The sequence below is a fragment of the Flavobacterium xizangense genome (genome assembly GCF_054075145.1).
This window is the reverse complement of sequence record NZ_JBSIPG010000016.1, coordinates 54,171-74,089: the sequence shown is the minus strand read 5'-3', so window position 1 is coordinate 74,089 and position 19,919 is coordinate 54,171. Positions and strand designations below refer to the sequence as shown.

The following is a 19,919-nucleotide window of genomic DNA, read 5'->3' as shown; positions in this document are numbered from 1 at the left end:
AATGAAAAGTTTAAAAAATAGCTTAGTTGGATTTCTCGTAAGTTTTTTGGGATCAATTCCGTTAGGATATTTAAATCTTGTCGGATTAGAAATTTATACCAAATCAGGACTTCGTGATTTAACTTTCTTTTTATTCGGAGTTATTGTAGTGGAGATTTTTGTTATTTATTTCACGCTTCTTTTTGCAAAACAACTCATCAACAATAAAAAATTAATGAAGATAATTGATTTTTTTGCGGTAGGATTCATGTTTGTTCTGGCCTTTGCTTTTTATTTCAATTTTAATCAAGAAATAAAATCAGATGGGATTTTATCAAACTATCTAATCTATTCGCCGTTTGTGATCGGAATTATTTTGAACTGTTTTAATTTTTTACAGCTTCCTTTTTGGGCCAGCTGGAATTTATATTTGCTTAACGGAAAGTATATTGCCATTGAAAGGCAGTTAAAATATTATTATATTGCAGGAACTTTGATTGGGATTTTTATAGGAATGTTTAGTTTGATTATCGTATTACAAACTATTTTTCATAAAACAAATCATTTTTCAAAGCTCATATTGCCTGTTTGCATACCCTTGTTTTTTATTGTTTTAGGAAGTATTCAGGCATTTAAGGTTTATAAAAAATATTTAAACTGCCGGTCTTAAGAATGTAGTTTTTAAGCCAGCATAAATCTTCATTTATGAAAAAACTATACTTTCTTCTTCCGCTTATTTTATTAAGTTGTAAATCAAATACTTCTTCTGTAAATGATATAGATTATAAAGTTTCGCAGACCGAAGTTTCAGATTTTTTAAAATATCTATCTTCAGATGAACTAGAAGGGCGCGAAACTGGAACAAAAGGAATTGAAAAAGCTGCAGTTTTTTTAGAAGACTTTTTTAAGAAGAATAAAATCAAACCTTATTTTGCATCTTATCGTGATACTTTAACGAATTTTAGATCTCCTGCTTATAATATTGTTGGTGTTTTAGAAGGAACAGATCCTGTCTTGAAAAAGGAATTTGTTGTTTTGAGTGCGCATTATGATCATATCGGTTTGGAAAATAGAGAGCAAGCTGATCTAATTAATAATGGTGCCAATGACGATGCTTCAGGAGTAACTGCGGTAGCACAGATGGCGAAATATTTTGCAAAGACAAAATCGAATAAAAGAAGTATTCTTTTTGTGTTTTTTACAGGAGAAGAAAAAGGTTTGTTAGGGTCTAAAAGTCTGGTAGAGAAATTAAAAAAGAGAAATTTTAATTTGTACACACAACTCAATATTGAAATGATTGGCGTGCCAATGAAACGTGATTATCTCGCTTATATTACTGGTTTTGACAAATCAAATATGGCGCAAAAAATAAATGAATATACTGGAAAAACTACAATTGGGTTTTTGCCAAAAGAAGCCGAATATAAATTGTTTTACAGATCTGATAATTATTCATTTTTTGAGGCCTTCGGAAAACCTTGCCAATCGATAAGTACTTTCGATTTTGAGAATTTTGAATTTTATCATCATGTTTCAGATGAATTTAAAGTGATGGATATTTCTCATATGACTTCATTTATTCAGGAATTTTTACCAGCTGTTACGAAGATTGTTTCTACACCAACGGAAGAAATTACAATGAATTAATAACATGGCCTTTTATTGGATTTGTTTATTTTTGCTGCATGAAAAATATTATTGTTACCGGAACGAGTAGAGGAATTGGTTATGAATTAGCATTGCAATTTGCAAATGCAGGAAATCAGGTTTTGGCCATTTCGCGAAAAATTCCAAAGGCACTTTTAGAACATGAAAATGTTACCTGTTTATCAATTGATTTAGCGGATGAATCTGCTTTAACTGAAGTAGAAAGTTTTCTTTCGTCAACATGGAAAAAGGTTGATGCAGTTGTTCATAATGCTGGAGCTTTAATCTGGAAACCTTTTGCAGAGACAACTCAGGCCGATTTTGAAAATATTTATAAAGTGAATGTTTTTGCAGTTGCTAATCTTACCAGAATTTGTTTGCCGTATTTGCAAAAAGGAAGTCATGTGGTAACGATAAGTTCAATTGGCGGTGTACGCGGAAGTTTGAAATTTGCCGGATTAGCAGCTTATAGTTCAAGCAAAGGCGCTGTAATTACTTTGACAGAATTATTGGCTGAAGAATATAAAGAAAAAGGAATTTCATTTAATGTTCTAGCGTTAGGTTCTGTTCAGACCGAAATGCTGAATGAAGCTTTTCCTGGATATCAGGCGCCAATTTCTGCTGAAGGAATGGCAACTTATATTTATGATTTTACATTAAATGGAAATAAATATTTTAATGGAAAAGTGCTAGAGGTTTCCTCTACTAACCCATAATTAAATTTCAAAACACAAAATTTATAATTCATAATTAAATTGAACGAAACATTAGCAAAATATATTCCTGAACATGCTGTAAAGCCTGTTTTTGATTTGATTGTAGCCAATCAGGTTCATTTGAAAATCGTAAATGAACGTCAGACGCGTCATGGTGATTATCGAAGAGCATTGAATGGTAAACATGAAATCACAGTTAATGCCAGTTTAAATAAATATCGTTTTTTGATCACGCTGATTCATGAAATTTCGCATTTGGTTGCATTCGAAAAATTTGGACGACATATAAAACCACATGGAAATGAGTGGAAGTATACGTTTCAGCGTTTGATGATTCCGTTTATTCGTCCAGAAATTTTTCCTAGTATGATACTGCCTTTGTTGGCTAGACATTTTAAAAATCCGTCAGCAAGCAGCGATACTGATACCACTTTGTCATTGGCATTAAAACAATATGATTCAAACAGCGACAAAAATTATGTTTTTGAAATTCCTTACGGAAGTGTTTTCAGAATAAAAAATGGCAAAGTATTTAAAAAAATTGCAGTTAGAACCAAACGATTTGAATGCATCGAAATAAGCACAGGAAAAACCTATCTTTTTAATCCAAACGCTGAAGTGGAATTGATCGATTAACATCAAAATCTAATATGTAAAAAATCCCAAATTCCAGTTTTAATAGCTGTAATCTGGGATTTTAAATATTGAGATTTAAAGGACTTTAGCCTTTCAAATAAGCTTCTCTTACTTTTTTAAACAAGTTAGAAGAATAAACAAACTTCACAATGTCTTTGTTGTCAGTTCTAAATATTTCTTCTTTATTTCCTTGCCATGCTTTCAAGCCTTTTTTTAGGAAAACGATATTTTCACCAATCTCCATTACAGAGTTCATATCGTGTGTGTTAATAACGGTTGTAATGTTGTATTCTCTAGTGATTTCCTGAATTAAGTTATCGATCAAGGTTGAAGTATTTGGATCAAGACCAGAGTTTGGTTCATCACAAAATAAATACTTCGGATTGTTTACAATAGCACGTGCAATGGCAACACGTTTCTGCATACCTCCAGAAATTTCAGAAGGTAATTTTTTATGAGCATCTATCAGATTTACTCTTTCTAAAACAAAATCAACACGTTCTTGAATTTGAGCTTTGTTTTTGGTAGTGAACATTCTTAATGGGAATGCCACATTTTCTTCAACGGTCATCGAGTCAAATAAAGCACTTCCCTGAAATACCATTCCGATTTCAGTTCTTAACTCACGTTTTTCGTCTTTGTCTAAATCAGAATAAACTCTTCCGTCAAATTCAATTGTTCCTGCGTCTGGTGTGTGAATTCCTAATAATGTTTTCAATAAAACTGTTTTTCCAGATCCACTTTGCCCAATAATCAAATTGGTTTTCCCAGTTTCAAATACCGTCGAAACGCCTTTTAAAACTTTGCTGTCGCCAAACGATTTTTCTATGTTTTTTACTTCTATCATTATCCTAATAATAATTGGGTTAATATATAATTTAGGAGAATAATAGTAACAGATGTCCATACAAATGATGTTGTACTAGCTTTACCAACCTCTAATGCGCCACCTTTCATGTAATATCCATGAAAAGATGGAATTGTTGCCAATAACATGGCAAAAATTAAAGTTTTGATAAAGGCATACGTAATATGAAAGGGTATGAAATCTTTCTGAGCTCCCATAATAAAATCGGCTCCAGTTGAAAATCCTCCGTAAGCACACGCAAGCCATCCTCCAAAAATTCCTAAAAACATACTAATTCCGATTACAAATGGATACATTAATAAAGCTATGATTTTTGGAAAAACAAGATAATTTACAGAGTTAACTCCCATAACTTCTAAAGCATCAATTTGCTCTGTAACGCGCATTGTCCCAATACTGGAAGTAATGTAAGATCCCATTTTTCCCGCCATAATTACCGAAATAAAAGTGGGTGCAAATTCCAATACTACAGATTGACGTGTGGCGAAACCAATTAGATATTTTGGAATTAAAGGGTTTGTTAAGTTTAGCGCTGTTTGAATGGCAACAACTCCTCCGATGAAAAAAGAGATAAAGCAGACAATCCCAAGTGAGTCGATAATTAAATCGTCGATTTCTTTGAAAATTAATTTTTTCATAACAGACCATTTGGTCTGTTTATTGAAAATTTCTTTCAGCATTAAAAAATATTTTCCTATTTGGGATAAATAACGAATTAGCATCATAAGTTTTACAAATATTGGCTAAGGTAAAAATAAGTTATGAGTTTTGGGTAATGAGTTCCAGTTTTTCGAGTGTTTTAGCAATCAAATTAACTTTTCTTTCATTTTTTGAAAACGATAATTTCTAATAAATTTAGCCTGTTCCGGAGTTACTAATAAAGGAGTTTTGGCTTTTTTAGCTTTCCAAAATCCTCTTATATAATCTAAAAATAAGAATGGTTTTTTCTTCATCATTGCCAATTTTGCCGAAGCAATTGCAGTAATCCAGAAACCATATCCTAAGGTATAAAAAGCTTCGCCTTGTTTATAACGAGCTGTTTTGTTGTAGTTTGCGCCTGTTGGCTTTAAATGTTTTACATGTAAAGATTCGTCGGTGACAACTTTCCAGTCATAATATTTACAAAGCAGTTCGTCAACGGTGTCCCAACCCATTGCTGGTCGCAATCCTCCAATTTGCTGAAAAGTTTCTTTTCTGTATGCTTTTAAAGCGCCGCGAATGTGATCTTTATCGGTTAGGTTTTCTAAAAACCATTCGCCATTTTTATCGATATAGCAGAATCCGCCAACCATTCCAATTTTTGGATCGGACTCGAAATGTTTGATTATAATTTCAAAATAATTTGGAGGAAAAATTAAATCACCATCAATTTTTACAATGATATCGTAATCAGAATCTAAAGTTTCAAAACCTTTTTGAAAAGCCTGAATTACTTTACTTCCCGGCAGATGAATTGCATCTGAAGTTTTGTTTACAACAGATATGTATGGATTTTCTTTTGTAAATCCTAAAACGACTTCTTCTGTTTTATCAGTCGAATTGTCATTTACAACCACAACTTTTGAAGGCAAAACGGTTTGTGAAACCAAGGATTGCAAAGTCAAGCCAATTAAATCTTGCTCGTTGTGTGCGGGAATGACGATGTAGTACTTCATTTAAAAAATTTTAGATTTTAAATTTTAGATTTTAGATTTTATGGAATATCTAAATCAAAAATCAAAAATCGTTAATCTGCAATCTTAATTTTTAACTTTCTCCGCAACAACAAGATAGTATCTCGGTGTGAAATATCTTAATAGAGGTCTTAATCCAAATTTTTTCACCGGATGCGTAAATTGTAAACGATCTGTAATTTTCCAACCTGTTTTTTCTAAAAGCCAGTCCAATTGCCAGTCTTCAAATTCGTGATAATGTCTGTCCCACATATCCGTTTTAGAACGATATGCTGGTGAAAACCATAAACGCAACGGAATCGAAATTAACAATTTATCGCATTTTACGTTTTCTAAAACCGTGTATGGATTTAATAAATGTTCGAAAATTTCAAATGCCGTAAAAACAGTATATTCTTCTGTTTGTAAAGCGGTATGATCGTTATCTAAATCTTCTCCTTTTGTGTTTTTTACAGTATAGCCATTTTCTTCCATTATTTTAGAAAATGGATTTGGTACGCCAAAATCAAAAATGGTCTCTGAAGTATTTACGTGTTTTTGTAAAAATTCTAAAGTAAGCTTGAATCTTTTATTAGGAAACGTTTTTTCGTACATAGTCATTGCGAACGAATCAATCTCTCGTTCTTGATTTTAATTAGGTCGCAAATATACTAAAAAAGTCCGCATCTTATAGTGCGGACTTTTTTAGTTTTTAGTTTACAGTCGCAGTTTTCAGTTTGTCGAACTGGTCACTGCGACTGTAAACTACGACTGAATATTAGTATCGGTAAACAAAAGCATTAATATTCATTCCAGCTCCAACTGAAGCAAAAATAAGAACATCACCTTTATTGATTTCGTGGTTTTCGATCTTTCCTTGCAAAATCAAATCATATAAAGTAGGTACAGTTGCAACACTGCTGTTTCCTAAATCATGAATGCTCATTGGCATAATAGCTGCAGGTGCCGTTTTATCGTACAATTTGTAGAAACGTTCTATAATCGCTTCGTCCATTTTTTCGTTTGCCTGATGAATAAGGATTTTTTTAACCTCGCTGATATCAATACCGCTTTTATCTAAACAGCTTTTCATCGCGCACGGAACATTGCTTAAAGCGAATTCGTAAATTTTACGTCCGTACATTTTGATGTATTTAATATCCGGATCTAAATCTGGATTATATGATTTTCCAAAGAAAAGATAATTGGCTTCATCATTAGCAAAAGTGGCACTTTCATATGATAATAATCCAGCTTCATCTGTTGATAATTCTAAAATTGAAACTCCGGCACCATCAGAATAAATCATCGAATCACGATCATGATCATCTACAACTCTTGATAAAGTCTCAGCTCCAATAACCATAACTCTTTTAGCCATTCCTGATTTGATGAAAGCGTTGGCTTGAAGAACACCTTCAATCCAGCCCGGACATCCAAAAAGAATATCATAAGCCACACATTTAGGATTTTTGATACCTAATTTGTTTTTAACGCGAGTAGCTAAACTTGGTAAAATATCAGTTTGATGCGTTCCGGTTTTTACATCACCAAAATTATGTGCGAAAATAATGTAGTCTAAAGTTTCGGCATCAATTCCTGCATTTGCAATTGCTTTTTGAGCTGCAAAAAAAGCTAAATCTGATGCTCTGTATTCTGGTTCGGCATAACGACGGTTTTGAATACCGGTAATGCCTTTGAATTTTTTGATAACGACTTCGTTTGGATAAGCAAATGGACTTCCGTCTTCATTTAAAAAAACATGTTTGTCAAAATCTGTGTTTTTTACTTCTAAATTAGGAATATAGCTCCCAATACCAATAATTTTTATTTTCATTTTTCCCGTAATTATCCGATAAATTTGACGCTAAAATAGAAATAAAATAATGATAACTATCATAAAAAATACTATGCATGCATATAATTGTGAAATAACAGATTTTTTAATGATAAACTGATTATTTTTTAATGATTTTTTAATTTTTCCGAGATTTCAAACGTTTGAGATTGATTTGCGAGCCAATTTTTATTTCGCTGTTTTATTTTGAAATGTTATAAAAACAAATAAAATTAAAAGGAATGTTATAAAAAGAGAAAGCGTCGGGTTTTGGGTTTTAAGTTTTAAGTTTCACGTTATGTATATAACCTGAAACCTGAAACAAAAACAAAACCCGACAGGTTTTTAAAACTTGTCGGGTTTGAAATATGTATAGAAAAACCAATTTTTAGTTTTCCATATAAGCTTCAATAGGAGTACAGCTACAAACTAAGTTTCTGTCACCATAAGCATCATCGGATTTGAAAAATATGCAAAAGAAATATAATATTCATTAATTTCTAAAAAGATATGAATATAATTAATTTCCAATATATCTAATAAAGTATTTTGTAAATGCATTGTTATGTGAGTCAATTCCTGAAGTTTCTTCAAGTTTATGGTTTTTTAATATAATTTTATCAATTTGATTACTCTTACTTATTTCATCAAACAAATTTTGAGATGCAATTTCAACATCAATAAATTTAACGGAGATAAATGTATTATTTTTAAAAGAATTACGATTTCCAAAATAACATTCTTTGAATACAACATTTGCAAACTTATTATCTTCAATAATGCATCCGTCGAAATGACATTCGTGAAAAACGATATCAGTCATTTCACTTTGGTAAATTATATTTAAATTATTAAAGTTTTCAAATATTAAATTATTAATATCTTTGAAAGCCAGTTGAGTAAGATAATCAGAGCCTTCTAAAAATCTAATATTTCGTGCTCTATTAATTCCAAATTTAGATAGACCAAATGTGAAAAAATTTATCTCATAATTTGTTTCAATTATGTTGTTTGGAATGCAATTAGAAAAAATGATAAAAACAGAAAAGATATCATATATAGCAGTGGCTTTTTGAAGAGCGCTAAGTTTGTTGTTTTTAATAGAATATTCTAATAAAAAATCATTTTGTGATAATTTATAGAATAACTTTATTGATTGATTAAAAATTATTTTTTTTATTTCTTCTTTTTCATTCTCAATTATGTCAATAAGGTTGTTTCTTATAATGTACTCTAATTCACGTTGTCCAACTAATCGATTTAATGAATCAAAGTAAATGTCTTTTGAAATATTCTCGTATTCATCGTCGTCATCTAATTCTTTTTTTAGTAATAACTTTTTATTTTCTTCCCACATATATTCAGCTGTTAAATATTCCCAAAGAGAATTGTGGAAGAATTCTATTGCAGTATCTGTAGTTTTATTGTTGTTAGATTCTTGAAAATAAAAACTAATTAATAAATACTTACTTATCTCTTTAATGTCTTCTCTGGATTTAGATAAGTCTTCATTAAAACATCTTTTAATGAAAAGTTTAGTAGATTCTAACTTGGATAATTCATCAAGGGTAATGTATAAATTAGGAGATTGATAAATTTCAAAAGCTATGTTTCTTATGTAGGATCTAAGATATTTTGTATAAAGTTTATAATTGTCCTTAACTTTTGGATTAATATAGTCTAATTGCCCACTTTGTTTGTCCCAACTCCTTTTAGCAAGAGAATCAAAAATTTTATCGTAAATATTTGATTTTGAGTCTTTTTCTTCGATATTTATATCCGCAATCGCAATAAAATAAATTAAAACGGCTTGCTGTAAGAGCTCTTTTATATGTATATATTTTTTGTCAGATAAGATTACTTGAATTTTGTTTAGAAATTTATTTTTTGGATAAAATTCTTTAAATTTTGTTGCATATGTTGAAATTTGGATATCTGTAAGTACGCTAAGTCTACATACTAATGATTTGTCCAGACATGAATCATTTACTTTAAGATAATTTAGTCGTGAAGTAAGTATTATTTTTAAACTGGTATTTTGTTGTGTGGTTTTATTTAGGCGGTCGTAAAGATTTTTTAGGTCTGTATCATTAAGACCACCAGCCATATATGCTTCGTCTAAACCATCTAAAATTAGGATACAATTATCTTCTTCAAAATTTACATCCTGTACTAAATGTTTGTTTATTGTGTTAAATGTGCTTTCTATGAAATCTTTCGCTATTAATTCTCTGATTTTTACAAAATAAATAGGGATGTTAGGTAGTCCTAAGTTTGAGTCTAAGTATTCGTAAATAAGTTTATAACAAAATGATGTTTTACCTTGGCCAGGCTGGCCTAGTAGAAACAACATGTTATAATTTGATTTTAAGTCAGGGTGTTTAATTCCTTTAAAAAAGTAATTACTCAAAAAATCATGTATAGATGTTTTTATTTTTGGTGATTCAAAGTCATCATAAAGATATTCTGATCTAATATCAGTATTGTTTTTATAAATTTCAAAAAATGGCTCTATGTATAAATCTTTTAAAGATTCATTACATTCTTCAATATCTGGTTGTAATGGGGTTGTATAGTAGCTCTTGATTTTTCTATAGCTATTTATTAGTTTATCTAAATTTATATTTTGCTCATAAATTGGATTTTCAAAAAAATCAACCAATTCAGTATAAAATTCTTTGTTATCTTGAAATTCAATTTGAAGATTATTTCTGTAGATGATATAATAATTGTATTCATAATTTTCAGGAACATCAATTTTTAACTCCAGTAAATTTTGTTTAAACAATCTAAAAGACTGTTTAAGATATTCAGGATTGTATTTAATTATGTCTTCGAAAAAATCTTTTGTAATTGTGATTTCTTGCTCAAAATAATTTTTAATTGCAATTTCAAATTCAGCTGATATAACTGAAAGTCCAGTACTCTTATCTAAAATTTCTTGACCTAACTCTTTTTTTAGCTGAGTATTAGTTGTTTTAAATGTGTTGAATAAAAGTAAAAAAGCTTTCATTTCTTTTGAATGAGATATTCCAATGACTTCGGTTATAACTGTTCCAATATTGAAATCAAAAATATTTTTGACAGCTTCTTTAAGATTGAATGTTTTAGTGAAATCTGAACATTTTAGTTTTATTTCCATTGTGATATTTTAGTTTTTGGTTTGATAGTTTAAATGCAATTATACATAAAATAAAATGTGGAACTAAGTTTTTTTGTAAAAAAATACCCCGATTCTGAATTTTCAGATCGGGGTAAATAATGTAAAAAAACTAATTTTTAGTTTTCCATATAAGCTTCAATAGGAGCACAGCTGCAAACTAAATTTCTGTCACCGTAAGCATCATCTACACGACGAACAGATGGCCAGAATTTATTTTCAGCGATGTAATCTAATGGGTAAGCTGCTTTTTCTCTAGTATAAGGGAAATCCCAATTGTCAGTCGTTAACATTGCCAATGTATGAGGTGCATTTTTCAATACATTGTTTTTGTCATCGGCAGTTGCAGCTTCAATTTCTTTTCTGATCGAGATAAGTGCATCACAGAAACGGTCTAACTCAGCTAAATCTTCAGATTCAGTTGGTTCGATCATTAAAGTTCCAGCAACTGGGAAAGAAACTGTTGGAGCGTGGAAACCGTAATCCATCAAACGTTTAGCGATATCACCAACTTCAATTCCGTTTTCTTTAAATGAACGACAATCTAAAATCATTTCGTGAGCCGCTCTTCCGCATTCTCCTGTATAAAGAATTGGGTAGTGTCCTTCGAAACGTGATTTCATATAGTTTGCATTCAAAATTGCGTGTTCTGTAGCACTTTTTAATCCTTCAGCTCCCATCATGGTGATGTAACCGTAAGAGATTAAACATACTAAAGCAGATCCGTAAGGTGCAGATGAAATAGCCGTAATAGCTTGTTCGCCACCTACTTTTAAGATTGGGTTTGTTGGTAAAAATGGAACTAATTTTTCGTTCACACAAATTGGTCCAACTCCAGGTCCACCGCCTCCGTGAGGGATAGCGAATGTTTTGTGTAGGTTTAAGTGACAAACGTCAGCACCAATTGTAGCAGGATTTGTTAATCCAACTTGCGCGTTCATGTTTGCACCGTCCATATATACTAATCCGCCATTATCGTGGATTAATTTTGTGATTTCAATAATTGAAGATTCGAAAACTCCGTGAGTAGAAGGATACGTTACCATTAAACAAGATAAATCATCCTTGTGTTCAATCGCTTTTTCTCTTAAATCTTCTACGTCAATATTTCCTTCCGGAGTTGTTTTAGTTACGATGATTTTCATTCCGGCCATCGCTGCAGAAGCAGGATTTGTTCCATGAGCTGATGAAGGAATCAAACATACATTACGGTGACCTTCGTTTCTTGACAAATGGTAAGCACGAATCGCCATTAAACCAGCATATTCTCCTTGCGCTCCAGAGTTTGGCTGTAAAGTTGTTCCAGCAAATCCAGTAATTACATTTAATTGCTCTTCTAATTTTTTAAGCATTGTTATGTAACCTTCTGCTTGCTCAACTGGTGCAAACGGGTGAATGCTATTCCAGTTTGGCATTGAAAGAGGCAACATTTCCGAAGCTGCGTTTAATTTCATTGTACAAGAACCTAATGAAATCATTGAATGATTCAATGATAAATCTTTACGCTCTAATTTTTTGATGTAACGCATTATTTGGCTTTCTGAATGATGATTGTTGAAAACATCATGCGTTAAGAAAGAAGATTTTCTTTCTAATGAAGCCGGTAATTGACTTGCAGCAGTTAATTCAGAAACAGTAAAAGTTTCTTTTCCTAAAGCTTCAGCAAAAATGGCAATAATTTCGTTGATGTCTGCAACTGAAGTTGTTTCGTTAAAAGAAATAGAAACTGATTCAGCATCAGGATAGAAGAAGTTTACTTCGTTTTTCTCCGCTACAGCTTTTATTTTTTGAGCATCAGCTTTTACTAAAATAGTATCGAAGTAAGCTGTATTCGTTTGGAAAACTCCTAATTTATTTAAAGCTTCAGCAGTAGTAACTGCAGATGCGTGAACTTTGTTTGCAATGTATTTTAATCCTTGTGGTCCGTGGTAAACCGCGTACATTCCAGCCATAACTGCCAATAAAACCTGAGCAGTACAAATGTTAGAAGTTGCTTTTTCACGTTTAATGTGCTGTTCACGAGTTCCTAAAGCCATACGCAAAGCACGGTTTCCATTTGTATCAATAGAAACTCCAATGATACGGCCCGGCATAGAACGTTTGTATTCGTCTTTAGTTGCAAAATAGGCAGCATGAGGACCACCGTAACCCATTGGAACACCAAAACGTTGTGTTGTTCCAACAACAACTGCAGCACCCATTTCTCCTGGAGAAGTTAAAGCAGCCAATGATAAAATATCAGCAGCAAAGGCAACTTTGATTTCGTTTTCTTTTGCTTTAGCAACAAAAGCACTGTAATCGTTTACTTGACCGTATTTTCCTGGATATTGCAAAATAGCCCCGAAAAACTCATTTGAAAAATCAAATGTTTCGTGGTTTCCAACAACTAATTCAATTCCGATTGGAGTCGAACGCGTTTGAAGTACTGATAAAGTTTGCGGTAAAATTTCTTCAGAAACGAAGAATTTATGTGTATTGTTTTTCTTTTGATCTCTTGTACGAACGTCAAATAATAACGCCATAGCTTCTGCAGCAGCAGTTCCTTCATCCAATAAAGATGCGTTTGCAATTTCCATTCCTGTTAATTCAATAACGGTAGTCTGGAAATTCAAAATCGCTTCAAGACGACCTTGCGCAATTTCTGCCTGATAAGGTGTGTAAGCCGTATACCATCCTGGATTTTCAAAGATATTTCTTTGAATTGGAGCCGGAACGATAGTTGGATGATATCCCAAACCAATATAAGATTTGAATACTTTATTTTTCTTTCCTAATTCCTGAATGTGATTTGCAAATTCATATTCTGTCATTGCAGGATCTAAATTCAATGGTGCTTTTAAACGAATATCGTCCGGAAGGGTTTCATAAACAAGTTGTTCAATCGAATCAACTCCAATAGTTTTCAGCATGTGCTGAAGATCTGTTTCTCTTGGACCAATGTGTCTTAAAGCAAAAGCATCTGTTTTCATGTAGCTATCTAAGTTTTTTAAATTAATGTGTTCGTGCACCATTTTGCTGTACGAATCACATTTAAAAGTAAATGTGTTGTTTTTTTGTCGCGCAAAATTAAGTATTATTAATAATTTAATGGGTATTTTTAACTTCAATTTTTATCAAATTTCTAACTAAAGAGTTGATTTGTTACCAATTGATTAGATTTGAGGTATGAAACTTCTAAAACAAATATTAGATTTTTATTTAAACAGCAGTATTCACGTGGCTTTATCGTGTTATGCTTTGGTTCGTATTACTTTTCATTTCTTTCATATTCACTACGATGAATCAATGGCGCTGTTTGTTTTTTTCGGAACAATTGTAGGATATAATTTTGTAAAATATGACGCTTTAGTTCGCGTAAAAAAAAAACCGGTTGGCATTCAATTAAAAATTATCGCTGTTTTGAGTTTTGTTTCACTGATTTTAGTTGGTTATTATTTTTTCCATTTAAAGCGAATAACCCAAATTGTTTCTGTACTAATTTTTGCCATAACAGCACTTTATACTTTACCATTTTTCCCAAACAGAAAAAATGCCCGAAACTGGGCAGGAGTAAAAATTTATATTGTTGCGCTTTGCTGGGTTGGCGCGACTTTGGTTTTGCCTTTAATAAATGCTGAAATTTCGTTTTCAACTGATTTTTTTATAAAATGCATTCAGCGTTTTATTTTGGTTTTTGTACTGATTTTGGTTTTTGAAATTTTGGATTTGGCCAATGATGATCCGCATTTGCAAACCGTTCCGCAGACCATTGGCGTAAAAAGAACCAAGATTTTAGGGTTTTCACTTTTGGTTCCGTTTTGGATTTTAGGGATTTTGTCTTTTACACTTCATGATCTTATTATCAATCTCATAATGGTTGTGACATTAATGCTTTTTATTTTCTTTGCGAATACAAACCGTTCCAAATATTACACTTCCTTTTGGGTTGAAAGTGTTCCTATATTTTGGTGGCTGATGATTTTGTTTTTATAAATAAGACATTCAAGTTTCTAAATAATTTGGGCGTGTCCCTCCGGGTCGGGCTATCCGTTTCAAGTCCTCGCTTTTCCTTCGTCAGGCTGTGGGCTTTCCACTTCTATCCCTCACGCAAACCGTAACACGAAAAAATTCATTTTCAAAAGAAGATATGTTACCACAATCTTGTCATTTCGACGAAGGAGAAATCTCCACGAGAAGCTCTACAAAGATTGGCTTATTGGAACCGGAGCTACTTGCGAAGATTTCTCCTTCGTCGAAATGACAATAACATGAGAATTAAGCTTTGTCAAAGCTTGAAACTTTGATAATCTTCTAAAACTGTTTGAGAAAACAATTAATTTATCCTAATTCAGTTTTTCCGAAACCTCTTTCAAAACCTTATTTCTTTCCAAAAGGAAATTCGTAAGATGTTTTTCTAAAAACAAAATATCAAAAAGTTCTCCGAATATCCCAAACGGAGTTTCATATTGCAATTTATCTTTCATAATCGTAAAACCATTTTTTTCTTCAAAAAAATGTTCATGTTTAAACGATTTGAATTTTCCTTTCTCCATTTCATCTACAAAATAATCATAGAGATTCATTACTGTTATTCGACTTTTATGAGTGATGTAAAATCCGAAATGTTTACCACGCCAGGTTACTGTTTCTCCAAAATTTATTAAACCAGAAGTTACGCCAGCAATTGCTTTTTCTTTTGAAGGACTTGCAGATTGCTGATGAATATCGATATTTCTTGAAGTGTCAAAAACGATTTGTTTTGATGCCTTTATTTTTGTTGTGAGGTTTATTGTTGTCATGATTTTGGTTAAGTTTTTCACAATCTTGTTATTTCGACGAAGGAGAAATCTCCACGAGAAGCTCTACAAAGATTGGCTTATTGGAACCGGAGCTACTTGCGAAGATTTCTCCTTCGTCGAAATGACAAAACTATGTGAATTTGGGTTCTAAATTAAATCTCGAAAAGCCTCATCAATATCCTCAAACTTAAATCGAAACCCATTTTCTAAAAGTCGTTTCGGAATCACATTTCGACTTTTCAAAACCAATTCAGTTTCTGTTCGAATAAAGAAAGATCCAATTTCCAAAAAGAATTTATTCATCGGAATTCCGAAAGGGAAACCAACTGCTTTTCTAAGTTTCTGCATAAAATCAGTATTCCGAATTGGTTCCGGAGAAACGATATTGATAACACCAGTAATTTCTTTCTGAAGAATATAATCAACCGCATTCGCAAAATCTTCTTCATGAATCCAGCTTATAAACTGAATGCCTTTCCCTTGTTTTCCTCCAAAGCCAATTTTTGCCAAAGTCTTTAACGGAATTAAAGCACCGCCGTTTTTTCCTAAAACAATAGAAGTTCGCAAAGCCGTTTTTAAAGTCTTGGGAGTTTCAATTTTAAAGAATGCTTTTTCCCAAGATAAAGCGACATTTATAGAAAAGTCATTTCCAATTTCGCCTTCAACTTCATCCATTTGTTTGTCTAAAGAAAAACGATAAATAGTTGCCGTTGATGAATTCAGCCAGTGTTTAGGTGGATTTTGACAATTTAAAACCGCTTTGTTTAGAATTTTCGTGCTTTCAATTCTAGACCATAAAATCTCTTTTTTATTCTTTTTTGTATAACGGCAATCCACAGATTTTCCTGCGAGATTAATTAGAACTGTTGCGTTTTCTAACTCTTTTTCCCAGCCTGAAAAAGTTCTGGCGTTCCAGTTGACATATTTAATTCCGTTTACGGTTTGAGATTTTCCTCGAGTCAGAATTGCAATTTCTTCAAATTTATCTTTGAAATGATTCACTAAAACTTGTCCTAAAAATCCTGTTCCGGCTGCGATTATGAGTTTTTTCATTTTATAAATTTAAGATAAATAGTAAAGCAATCATTCGATAAAGAATCCAGGTAAAACATAAATAAAAGGGAATTTTAAGAATTTTAACTCTTCTAAAATGCTCTGTAAACATGATAAAAACGGTTATTACAAACCAACCTAAAATTAAAAATTGCGGAAGATTGATAAATTGATTTAAAATCAAAATTGGAACTAAAATCAAAGATCCCATTAAAGAAATCGTCATTAAGTTTCCAGCATAATTGACGATCGTCTTTTTATCTAATTTTAAAAGAAACAAACTCTGAAAAACAATCTGTCCAAAAGCTAAAATGAATTCTCTCAAAATACTTGTTTTCGGTAAAATCGGAATTAAATTTGAAAATCCAAACAAAACAAAAGTTGTGATCGTTAAAGCAAATGCGATAAACAGAAATCTGTATTTGTAATTAAAATCGGGAGTACATTGCAATTTGTTTTCTTCTTTTACATTTCCCGGAATAATTACTTTTCTATTGTAAGAAACAAAAGAATACATTTTTTTCAGGATAAAATGAATCGGTTTTACCGTTGCTATTTTTTCAATTAAAGGAAAAGAAAATCCAACCACTTTTATGAGACTGTCAATTCCGTAAATAACGGTTTTGGTTTTGTTATCAACTAACGCGATTTCGTTTGGAGCACGTTTCAAGTCCACAAAATTTTGCTCTTCTGCAGATAATTGACAATAGGATTTTCTTCCGTTTTGATCAAGCATTCCGCTTTTTACAAATCCAGTGGTGTACAAACTGCAAAGCGGACAATCTTCATCATAAAGTAAGGTTTGGTTTTCTAACGTTTTCATGATTTTTGGTTTTAAGTTTTTAAACTTTCAGAAAAAAATGAAAGTTTTAATTAAATTTTTTTACTTCATTATTTTGATGACTAATTTCCCTAACCAATTTTCATTGAATTCAGTCATTTTATCTAACATATTATCTGCTTTTAAAACGAAATCATAAAGCTTAGTCGTCTGATCGACAAAGTGTTTTTCTTCTGCCGAATCTTTAGCTTCAATAGTCGAAACTTCTTTTAAGATTTTAAGAGCTGGTTTGATTTCTCTTTTGCTTCTTTCTCTGGAAATTTTTGCCGCCAATTCGTCCAAATCTTTTTCGGCAGTAAAGAATTCTTTTCTTTCTCCGGCTTTAAATTCTTTGTAAACAATTCCCCAATCCATTAGAGCTCTTAGGTTCATGCTGGCGTTTCCGCGCGAAATTTGCAATTCTTCCATAATGTCTTCCATAGAAACAGGCTCCTTCGAGACCATTAATAAAGCGTGGATTTGCGCCATCGTTTTATTAATTCCCCATTGAGAACCTAATGCTCCCCAGGTTTGTACAAACTTATTTTTTGCTTCTTTGAATTCCATGGATCAAATGTAGGTAAAAGTTTTTAAACTTTCAAAAATAAATGAAACTTATTTAACAAATTATAAAGTTGTGTTAATTCAAGTCCGCAAATTTTCGATTAAATAATGATACAGCTATTTTTGTAAAAATCGAATTTTATGGAATTATACTACACTTTTTCGGTGCTAATTGTATTGGCATCTTTCTTTGCCTATTTGAATTTAAGATTTTTAAAACTTCCGGGAACTATCGGAATAATGATTATTGCCATGTTGGTTTCTGTTGGAATTCGCCTTTTGGGAGATTCTTATTTTCCTGCTACCACCAAGCATTTTTTTGATTTGATAAAAGAATTTGATTTCAACGAAATCTTAATGGGAGCGATGTTGAATTTCCTTTTATTCGCAGGAGCTTTACACGTAAACATTTCCGATCTTAAAGAACAGAAAGTCCCAATCATGATTTATTCTACGATTAGTGTAGTGCTATCAGCCTTAATTATTTCGATGTTGGTTTATTATATTTCACCACTTTTAGGAATAAAAATCCCTTATATATTTTGCCTGGTTTTCGGGACATTAATCTCTCCAACTGATCCAATTGTGGTTTTGGGAGTTTTAAAAGAAGCGCAAGTTCCGAAGAGAATCGAAACCAAAATTGTTGGCGAATCCTTATTTAATGATGGAGTAGCGGTAGTAATGTTTGCCGTAGTTCTAAAAATGGCAACCGATCCAACTTTTGATGTAAGTTTTGGTTCCATAGCATGGCTTTTTGCAAAAGAAGGAATTGGCGGACTTTTACTAGGAGCTGTTTTTGGATTTACTGCATCAAAAGTGATGAAGCGAATTGATGATTATAAAGTTTCGGTTTTAATTACACTTTCTATCGTAATGGGAGGTTTTTTGGTTGCTCAAGCATTACACGTTTCTAGCCCGCTAGCGATGGTTGTGGCCGGATTAATTATTGGAAATTACGGCAAAAAAGTCGCGATGAGTGAAGTAACACAAGATTATCTTGGTAAGTTTTGGGAGCTTATCGATGAAATTTTAAATGCAGTTTTGTTCTTATTTATAGGTTTTGAATTGTTGTTACTTCCAAATCTGGACAAACAGTTATTGACAGGTGTTGTAGCTATTTTTATTGTGTTGTTCGCTAGAATTTTTTCTATCGTATTGCCATGGAAATTTTTTGATATATTCAAGTTTTTCGGAATCAAATCAGCTTATAATAAAGGTTCTTTGATGGTTTTGGTTTGGGGAGGAATTCGTGGTGGAGTTTCTATCGCTTTGGTACTTTCAATGCCCGAAGGCGAATACAAAAATCTACTTTTGGAAGTGACTTACATCGTGGTATTATTTTCAATTGTAGTGCAAGGACTTACTGTTGGGAAATTGGCAAAAAGGGTTTTGGAGAAAGAGTAAAGATCTAGAAATGGAAACAAGAGCAAAGAAGCAAGATTTTTATTCTTTGTCATTAAATTTTTAATTAAAAACCCTGCAGATTTTTTTGCAGGGTTTTGTTTTTATCGTTTATCATCTTTCGAATAATTCGATTCTCCATTAATATTGATTTCTCCACCTAAAAAACGTGGTTCGCGGTTTCTCAAAACATCAAAAAAGGATTTAAATATCGAACCATATTCTCTAAAGCGAACATAATTGTACCCCAAGTATTCTCCTTTATTGGCAGAATATCCAGAAGATTTAATTCCGAGTTTTTGCCCAATATAAATAGCACGATTCAAATGATATTCCTGAGAAATTAATGTTGCTTTTTTAATTTTGAAAATATGTTTTGCACGATACATGGTCGAGTAGGTGTCGAAGCCCGCATAATCAATAAAGATTTTTGTAGTATCAACTCCGTGATTAAAACAATAGTTTTTCATAACCGTTAATTCATCATATTCCTGACGGCCGTTATCTCCAGAAAGTAAAATTTTATTAATTCGTTTTGCCTTCCAAAGCATGATTCCTGCATCCAAACGATCTTTTAAGTATTTGCTTGGCTGATTTCCATTAATACCTGCACCAAAAATAATTCCGACATCATTTTTAGGGAACTTTTTTATCGAATAATAAATGTTCTTTTTAGTTGAAGATTTTACGTAATAATTTACAGAAACAATTACAATTAGTCCAATAATTGCAAGATAAAGCGCTATTTTGAAATATTTTTTCACGGCTTGTATTTGTAAGATTAAGATTTAAAGTACGAAGATAACTA

At 32.0% G+C, this 19,919-nt stretch carries 18 protein-coding genes; 6 read left to right on the top strand and 12 right to left on the bottom strand.

Annotated features, from left to right (window positions below; genetic code table 11):
* Position 1: 1 nt before the first annotated feature.
* From ACWA1B_RS21855 to ACWA1B_RS21840, 4 genes are read left to right on the top strand one after another with little or no spacing between them, the layout of a single operon-like run.
* Positions 2 to 649: a hypothetical protein gene (locus tag ACWA1B_RS21855; protein WP_456910611.1), complete on the top strand. Its 648-nt coding sequence runs from the start codon at positions 2 to 4 to the stop codon at positions 647 to 649.
* Between the two features lie 35 nt (positions 650 to 684).
* Positions 685 to 1,626, top strand: a complete 942-nt coding sequence (locus tag ACWA1B_RS21850; protein WP_456910609.1) for a M20/M25/M40 family metallo-hydrolase — start codon at positions 685 to 687, stop codon at positions 1,624 to 1,626.
* Positions 1,627 to 1,664: 38 nt separating this feature from the next.
* Positions 1,665 to 2,342, top strand: a complete 678-nt coding sequence (locus ACWA1B_RS21845) for an SDR family NAD(P)-dependent oxidoreductase (RefSeq protein ID WP_035650560.1) — start codon at positions 1,665 to 1,667, stop codon at positions 2,340 to 2,342.
* Between the two features lie 39 nt (positions 2,343 to 2,381).
* Positions 2,382 to 2,978 (top strand): SprT-like domain-containing protein, encoded by a 597-nt coding sequence (locus ACWA1B_RS21840; RefSeq protein ID WP_426483794.1) that lies wholly within the window; start codon positions 2,382 to 2,384, stop codon positions 2,976 to 2,978.
* A gap of 85 nt (positions 2,979 to 3,063) precedes the next feature.
* Here ACWA1B_RS21840 and ACWA1B_RS21835 read toward each other — a convergent pair whose 3' ends face one another.
* The 7 genes from ACWA1B_RS21835 to gcvP form a co-directional block, all read right to left on the bottom strand.
* A complete protein-coding gene (locus ACWA1B_RS21835; RefSeq protein ID WP_456910607.1) occupies positions 3,064 to 3,825 on the bottom strand; it encodes an ABC transporter ATP-binding protein in 762 nt (253 codons plus the stop codon).
* Positions 3,825 to 4,571 carry an MlaE family ABC transporter permease gene (locus tag ACWA1B_RS21830; protein ID WP_026727919.1) on the bottom strand — a complete coding sequence of 249 codons (747 nt, stop codon included), beginning with the start codon at positions 4,569 to 4,571 and terminating at the stop codon, positions 3,825 to 3,827. The genes ACWA1B_RS21835 and ACWA1B_RS21830 overlap by 1 nt, the downstream gene beginning before the upstream one ends.
* A gap of 81 nt (positions 4,572 to 4,652) precedes the next feature.
* Positions 4,653 to 5,501 carry a glycosyltransferase family 2 protein gene (locus ACWA1B_RS21825; RefSeq protein WP_456910605.1) on the bottom strand — a complete coding sequence of 283 codons (849 nt, stop codon included), beginning with the start codon at positions 5,499 to 5,501 and terminating at the stop codon, positions 4,653 to 4,655.
* Between the two features lie 84 nt (positions 5,502 to 5,585).
* Positions 5,586 to 6,113, bottom strand: a complete 528-nt coding sequence (locus ACWA1B_RS21820) for a methyltransferase (RefSeq protein ID WP_142452095.1) — start codon at positions 6,111 to 6,113, stop codon at positions 5,586 to 5,588.
* A 163-nt stretch (positions 6,114 to 6,276) separates the two neighbouring features.
* Positions 6,277 to 7,335 carry a 3-oxoacyl-ACP synthase III family protein gene (locus tag ACWA1B_RS21815; RefSeq protein ID WP_456910603.1) on the bottom strand — a complete coding sequence of 353 codons (1,059 nt, stop codon included), beginning with the start codon at positions 7,333 to 7,335 and terminating at the stop codon, positions 6,277 to 6,279.
* Positions 7,336 to 7,855: 520 nt separating this feature from the next.
* The gene (locus ACWA1B_RS21810; RefSeq protein ID WP_456910601.1) at positions 7,856 to 10,477 is read right to left on the bottom strand and encodes an NACHT domain-containing protein; all 2,622 of its coding nucleotides are present in this window, start codon (positions 10,475 to 10,477) and stop codon (positions 7,856 to 7,858) included.
* A 137-nt stretch (positions 10,478 to 10,614) separates the two neighbouring features.
* On the bottom strand, positions 10,615 to 13,464 hold the full coding sequence (gcvP, locus tag ACWA1B_RS21805) for an aminomethyl-transferring glycine dehydrogenase (protein WP_456910599.1): 2,850 nt from the start codon (positions 13,462 to 13,464) through the stop codon (positions 10,615 to 10,617).
* A gap of 196 nt (positions 13,465 to 13,660) precedes the next feature.
* On the opposite strand from gcvP, the gene ACWA1B_RS21800 reads away from it, so the two are divergent.
* Positions 13,661 to 14,467, top strand: coding sequence for a UbiA prenyltransferase family protein (locus ACWA1B_RS21800; RefSeq protein ID WP_456910597.1), 807 nt, complete (start codon positions 13,661 to 13,663; stop codon positions 14,465 to 14,467).
* Between the two features lie 350 nt (positions 14,468 to 14,817).
* Here ACWA1B_RS21800 and ACWA1B_RS21795 read toward each other — a convergent pair whose 3' ends face one another.
* The 4 genes from ACWA1B_RS21795 to ACWA1B_RS21780 form a co-directional block, all read right to left on the bottom strand.
* On the bottom strand, positions 14,818 to 15,273 hold the full coding sequence (locus ACWA1B_RS21795; RefSeq protein ID WP_456910595.1) for an SRPBCC family protein: 456 nt from the start codon (positions 15,271 to 15,273) through the stop codon (positions 14,818 to 14,820).
* Between the two features lie 147 nt (positions 15,274 to 15,420).
* The gene (locus ACWA1B_RS21790; protein ID WP_456910593.1) at positions 15,421 to 16,326 is read right to left on the bottom strand and encodes a TIGR01777 family oxidoreductase; all 906 of its coding nucleotides are present in this window, start codon (positions 16,324 to 16,326) and stop codon (positions 15,421 to 15,423) included.
* 1 nt (position 16,327) lies between these two features.
* The gene (locus ACWA1B_RS21785) at positions 16,328 to 17,149 is read right to left on the bottom strand and encodes a thiol-disulfide oxidoreductase DCC family protein (protein ID WP_456910591.1); all 822 of its coding nucleotides are present in this window, start codon (positions 17,147 to 17,149) and stop codon (positions 16,328 to 16,330) included.
* 60 nt (positions 17,150 to 17,209) lie between these two features.
* Positions 17,210 to 17,713 carry a GbsR/MarR family transcriptional regulator gene (locus ACWA1B_RS21780; RefSeq protein ID WP_456910589.1) on the bottom strand — a complete coding sequence of 168 codons (504 nt, stop codon included), beginning with the start codon at positions 17,711 to 17,713 and terminating at the stop codon, positions 17,210 to 17,212.
* Between the two features lie 138 nt (positions 17,714 to 17,851).
* Between ACWA1B_RS21780 and ACWA1B_RS21775 the strand changes: the two genes are divergently transcribed.
* Complete coding sequence (locus ACWA1B_RS21775) at positions 17,852 to 19,114, top strand: cation:proton antiporter (protein WP_456910587.1); 1,263 nt, start codon at positions 17,852 to 17,854, stop codon at positions 19,112 to 19,114.
* A 101-nt stretch (positions 19,115 to 19,215) separates the two neighbouring features.
* On the opposite strand, the gene ACWA1B_RS21770 is transcribed toward ACWA1B_RS21775, so the two are convergent.
* Positions 19,216 to 19,875 (bottom strand): SanA/YdcF family protein, encoded by a 660-nt coding sequence (locus ACWA1B_RS21770; RefSeq protein WP_456910585.1) that lies wholly within the window; start codon positions 19,873 to 19,875, stop codon positions 19,216 to 19,218.
* Positions 19,876 to 19,919 lie beyond the last annotated feature (44 nt).

What these genes read in the sequence shown, in the direction of transcription:
- ACWA1B_RS21775 (WP_456910587.1), top strand. Translation starts at nt 17,852, where the DNA reads ATGGAATTATACTACACTTTTTCGGTGCTAATTGTATTGGCATCTTTC.
- ACWA1B_RS21830 (WP_026727919.1), bottom strand. Translation starts at nt 4,571, where the DNA reads ATGATGCTAATTCGTTATTTATCCCAAATAGGAAAATATTTTTTAATG.
- ACWA1B_RS21785 (WP_456910591.1), bottom strand. Translation starts at nt 17,149, where the DNA reads ATGAAAACGTTAGAAAACCAAACCTTACTTTATGATGAAGATTGTCCG.
- ACWA1B_RS21820 (WP_142452095.1), bottom strand. Translation starts at nt 6,113, where the DNA reads ATGTACGAAAAAACGTTTCCTAATAAAAGATTCAAGCTTACTTTAGAA.
- ACWA1B_RS21800 (WP_456910597.1), top strand. Translation starts at nt 13,661, where the DNA reads ATGAAACTTCTAAAACAAATATTAGATTTTTATTTAAACAGCAGTATT.
- ACWA1B_RS21790 (WP_456910593.1), bottom strand. Translation starts at nt 16,326, where the DNA reads ATGAAAAAACTCATAATCGCAGCCGGAACAGGATTTTTAGGACAAGTT.
- ACWA1B_RS21835 (WP_456910607.1), bottom strand. Translation starts at nt 3,825, where the DNA reads ATGATAGAAGTAAAAAACATAGAAAAATCGTTTGGCGACAGCAAAGTT.
- ACWA1B_RS21810 (WP_456910601.1), bottom strand. Translation starts at nt 10,477, where the DNA reads ATGGAAATAAAACTAAAATGTTCAGATTTCACTAAAACATTCAATCTT.
- ACWA1B_RS21845 (WP_035650560.1), top strand. Translation starts at nt 1,665, where the DNA reads ATGAAAAATATTATTGTTACCGGAACGAGTAGAGGAATTGGTTATGAA.
- ACWA1B_RS21780 (WP_456910589.1), bottom strand. Translation starts at nt 17,713, where the DNA reads ATGGAATTCAAAGAAGCAAAAAATAAGTTTGTACAAACCTGGGGAGCA.
- ACWA1B_RS21850 (WP_456910609.1), top strand. Translation starts at nt 685, where the DNA reads ATGAAAAAACTATACTTTCTTCTTCCGCTTATTTTATTAAGTTGTAAA.
- ACWA1B_RS21795 (WP_456910595.1), bottom strand. Translation starts at nt 15,273, where the DNA reads ATGACAACAATAAACCTCACAACAAAAATAAAGGCATCAAAACAAATC.
- ACWA1B_RS21825 (WP_456910605.1), bottom strand. Translation starts at nt 5,501, where the DNA reads ATGAAGTACTACATCGTCATTCCCGCACACAACGAGCAAGATTTAATT.
- gcvP (WP_456910599.1), bottom strand. Translation starts at nt 13,464, where the DNA reads ATGAAAACAGATGCTTTTGCTTTAAGACACATTGGTCCAAGAGAAACA.
- ACWA1B_RS21855 (WP_456910611.1), top strand. Translation starts at nt 2, where the DNA reads ATGAAAAGTTTAAAAAATAGCTTAGTTGGATTTCTCGTAAGTTTTTTG.
- ACWA1B_RS21815 (WP_456910603.1), bottom strand. Translation starts at nt 7,335, where the DNA reads ATGAAAATAAAAATTATTGGTATTGGGAGCTATATTCCTAATTTAGAA.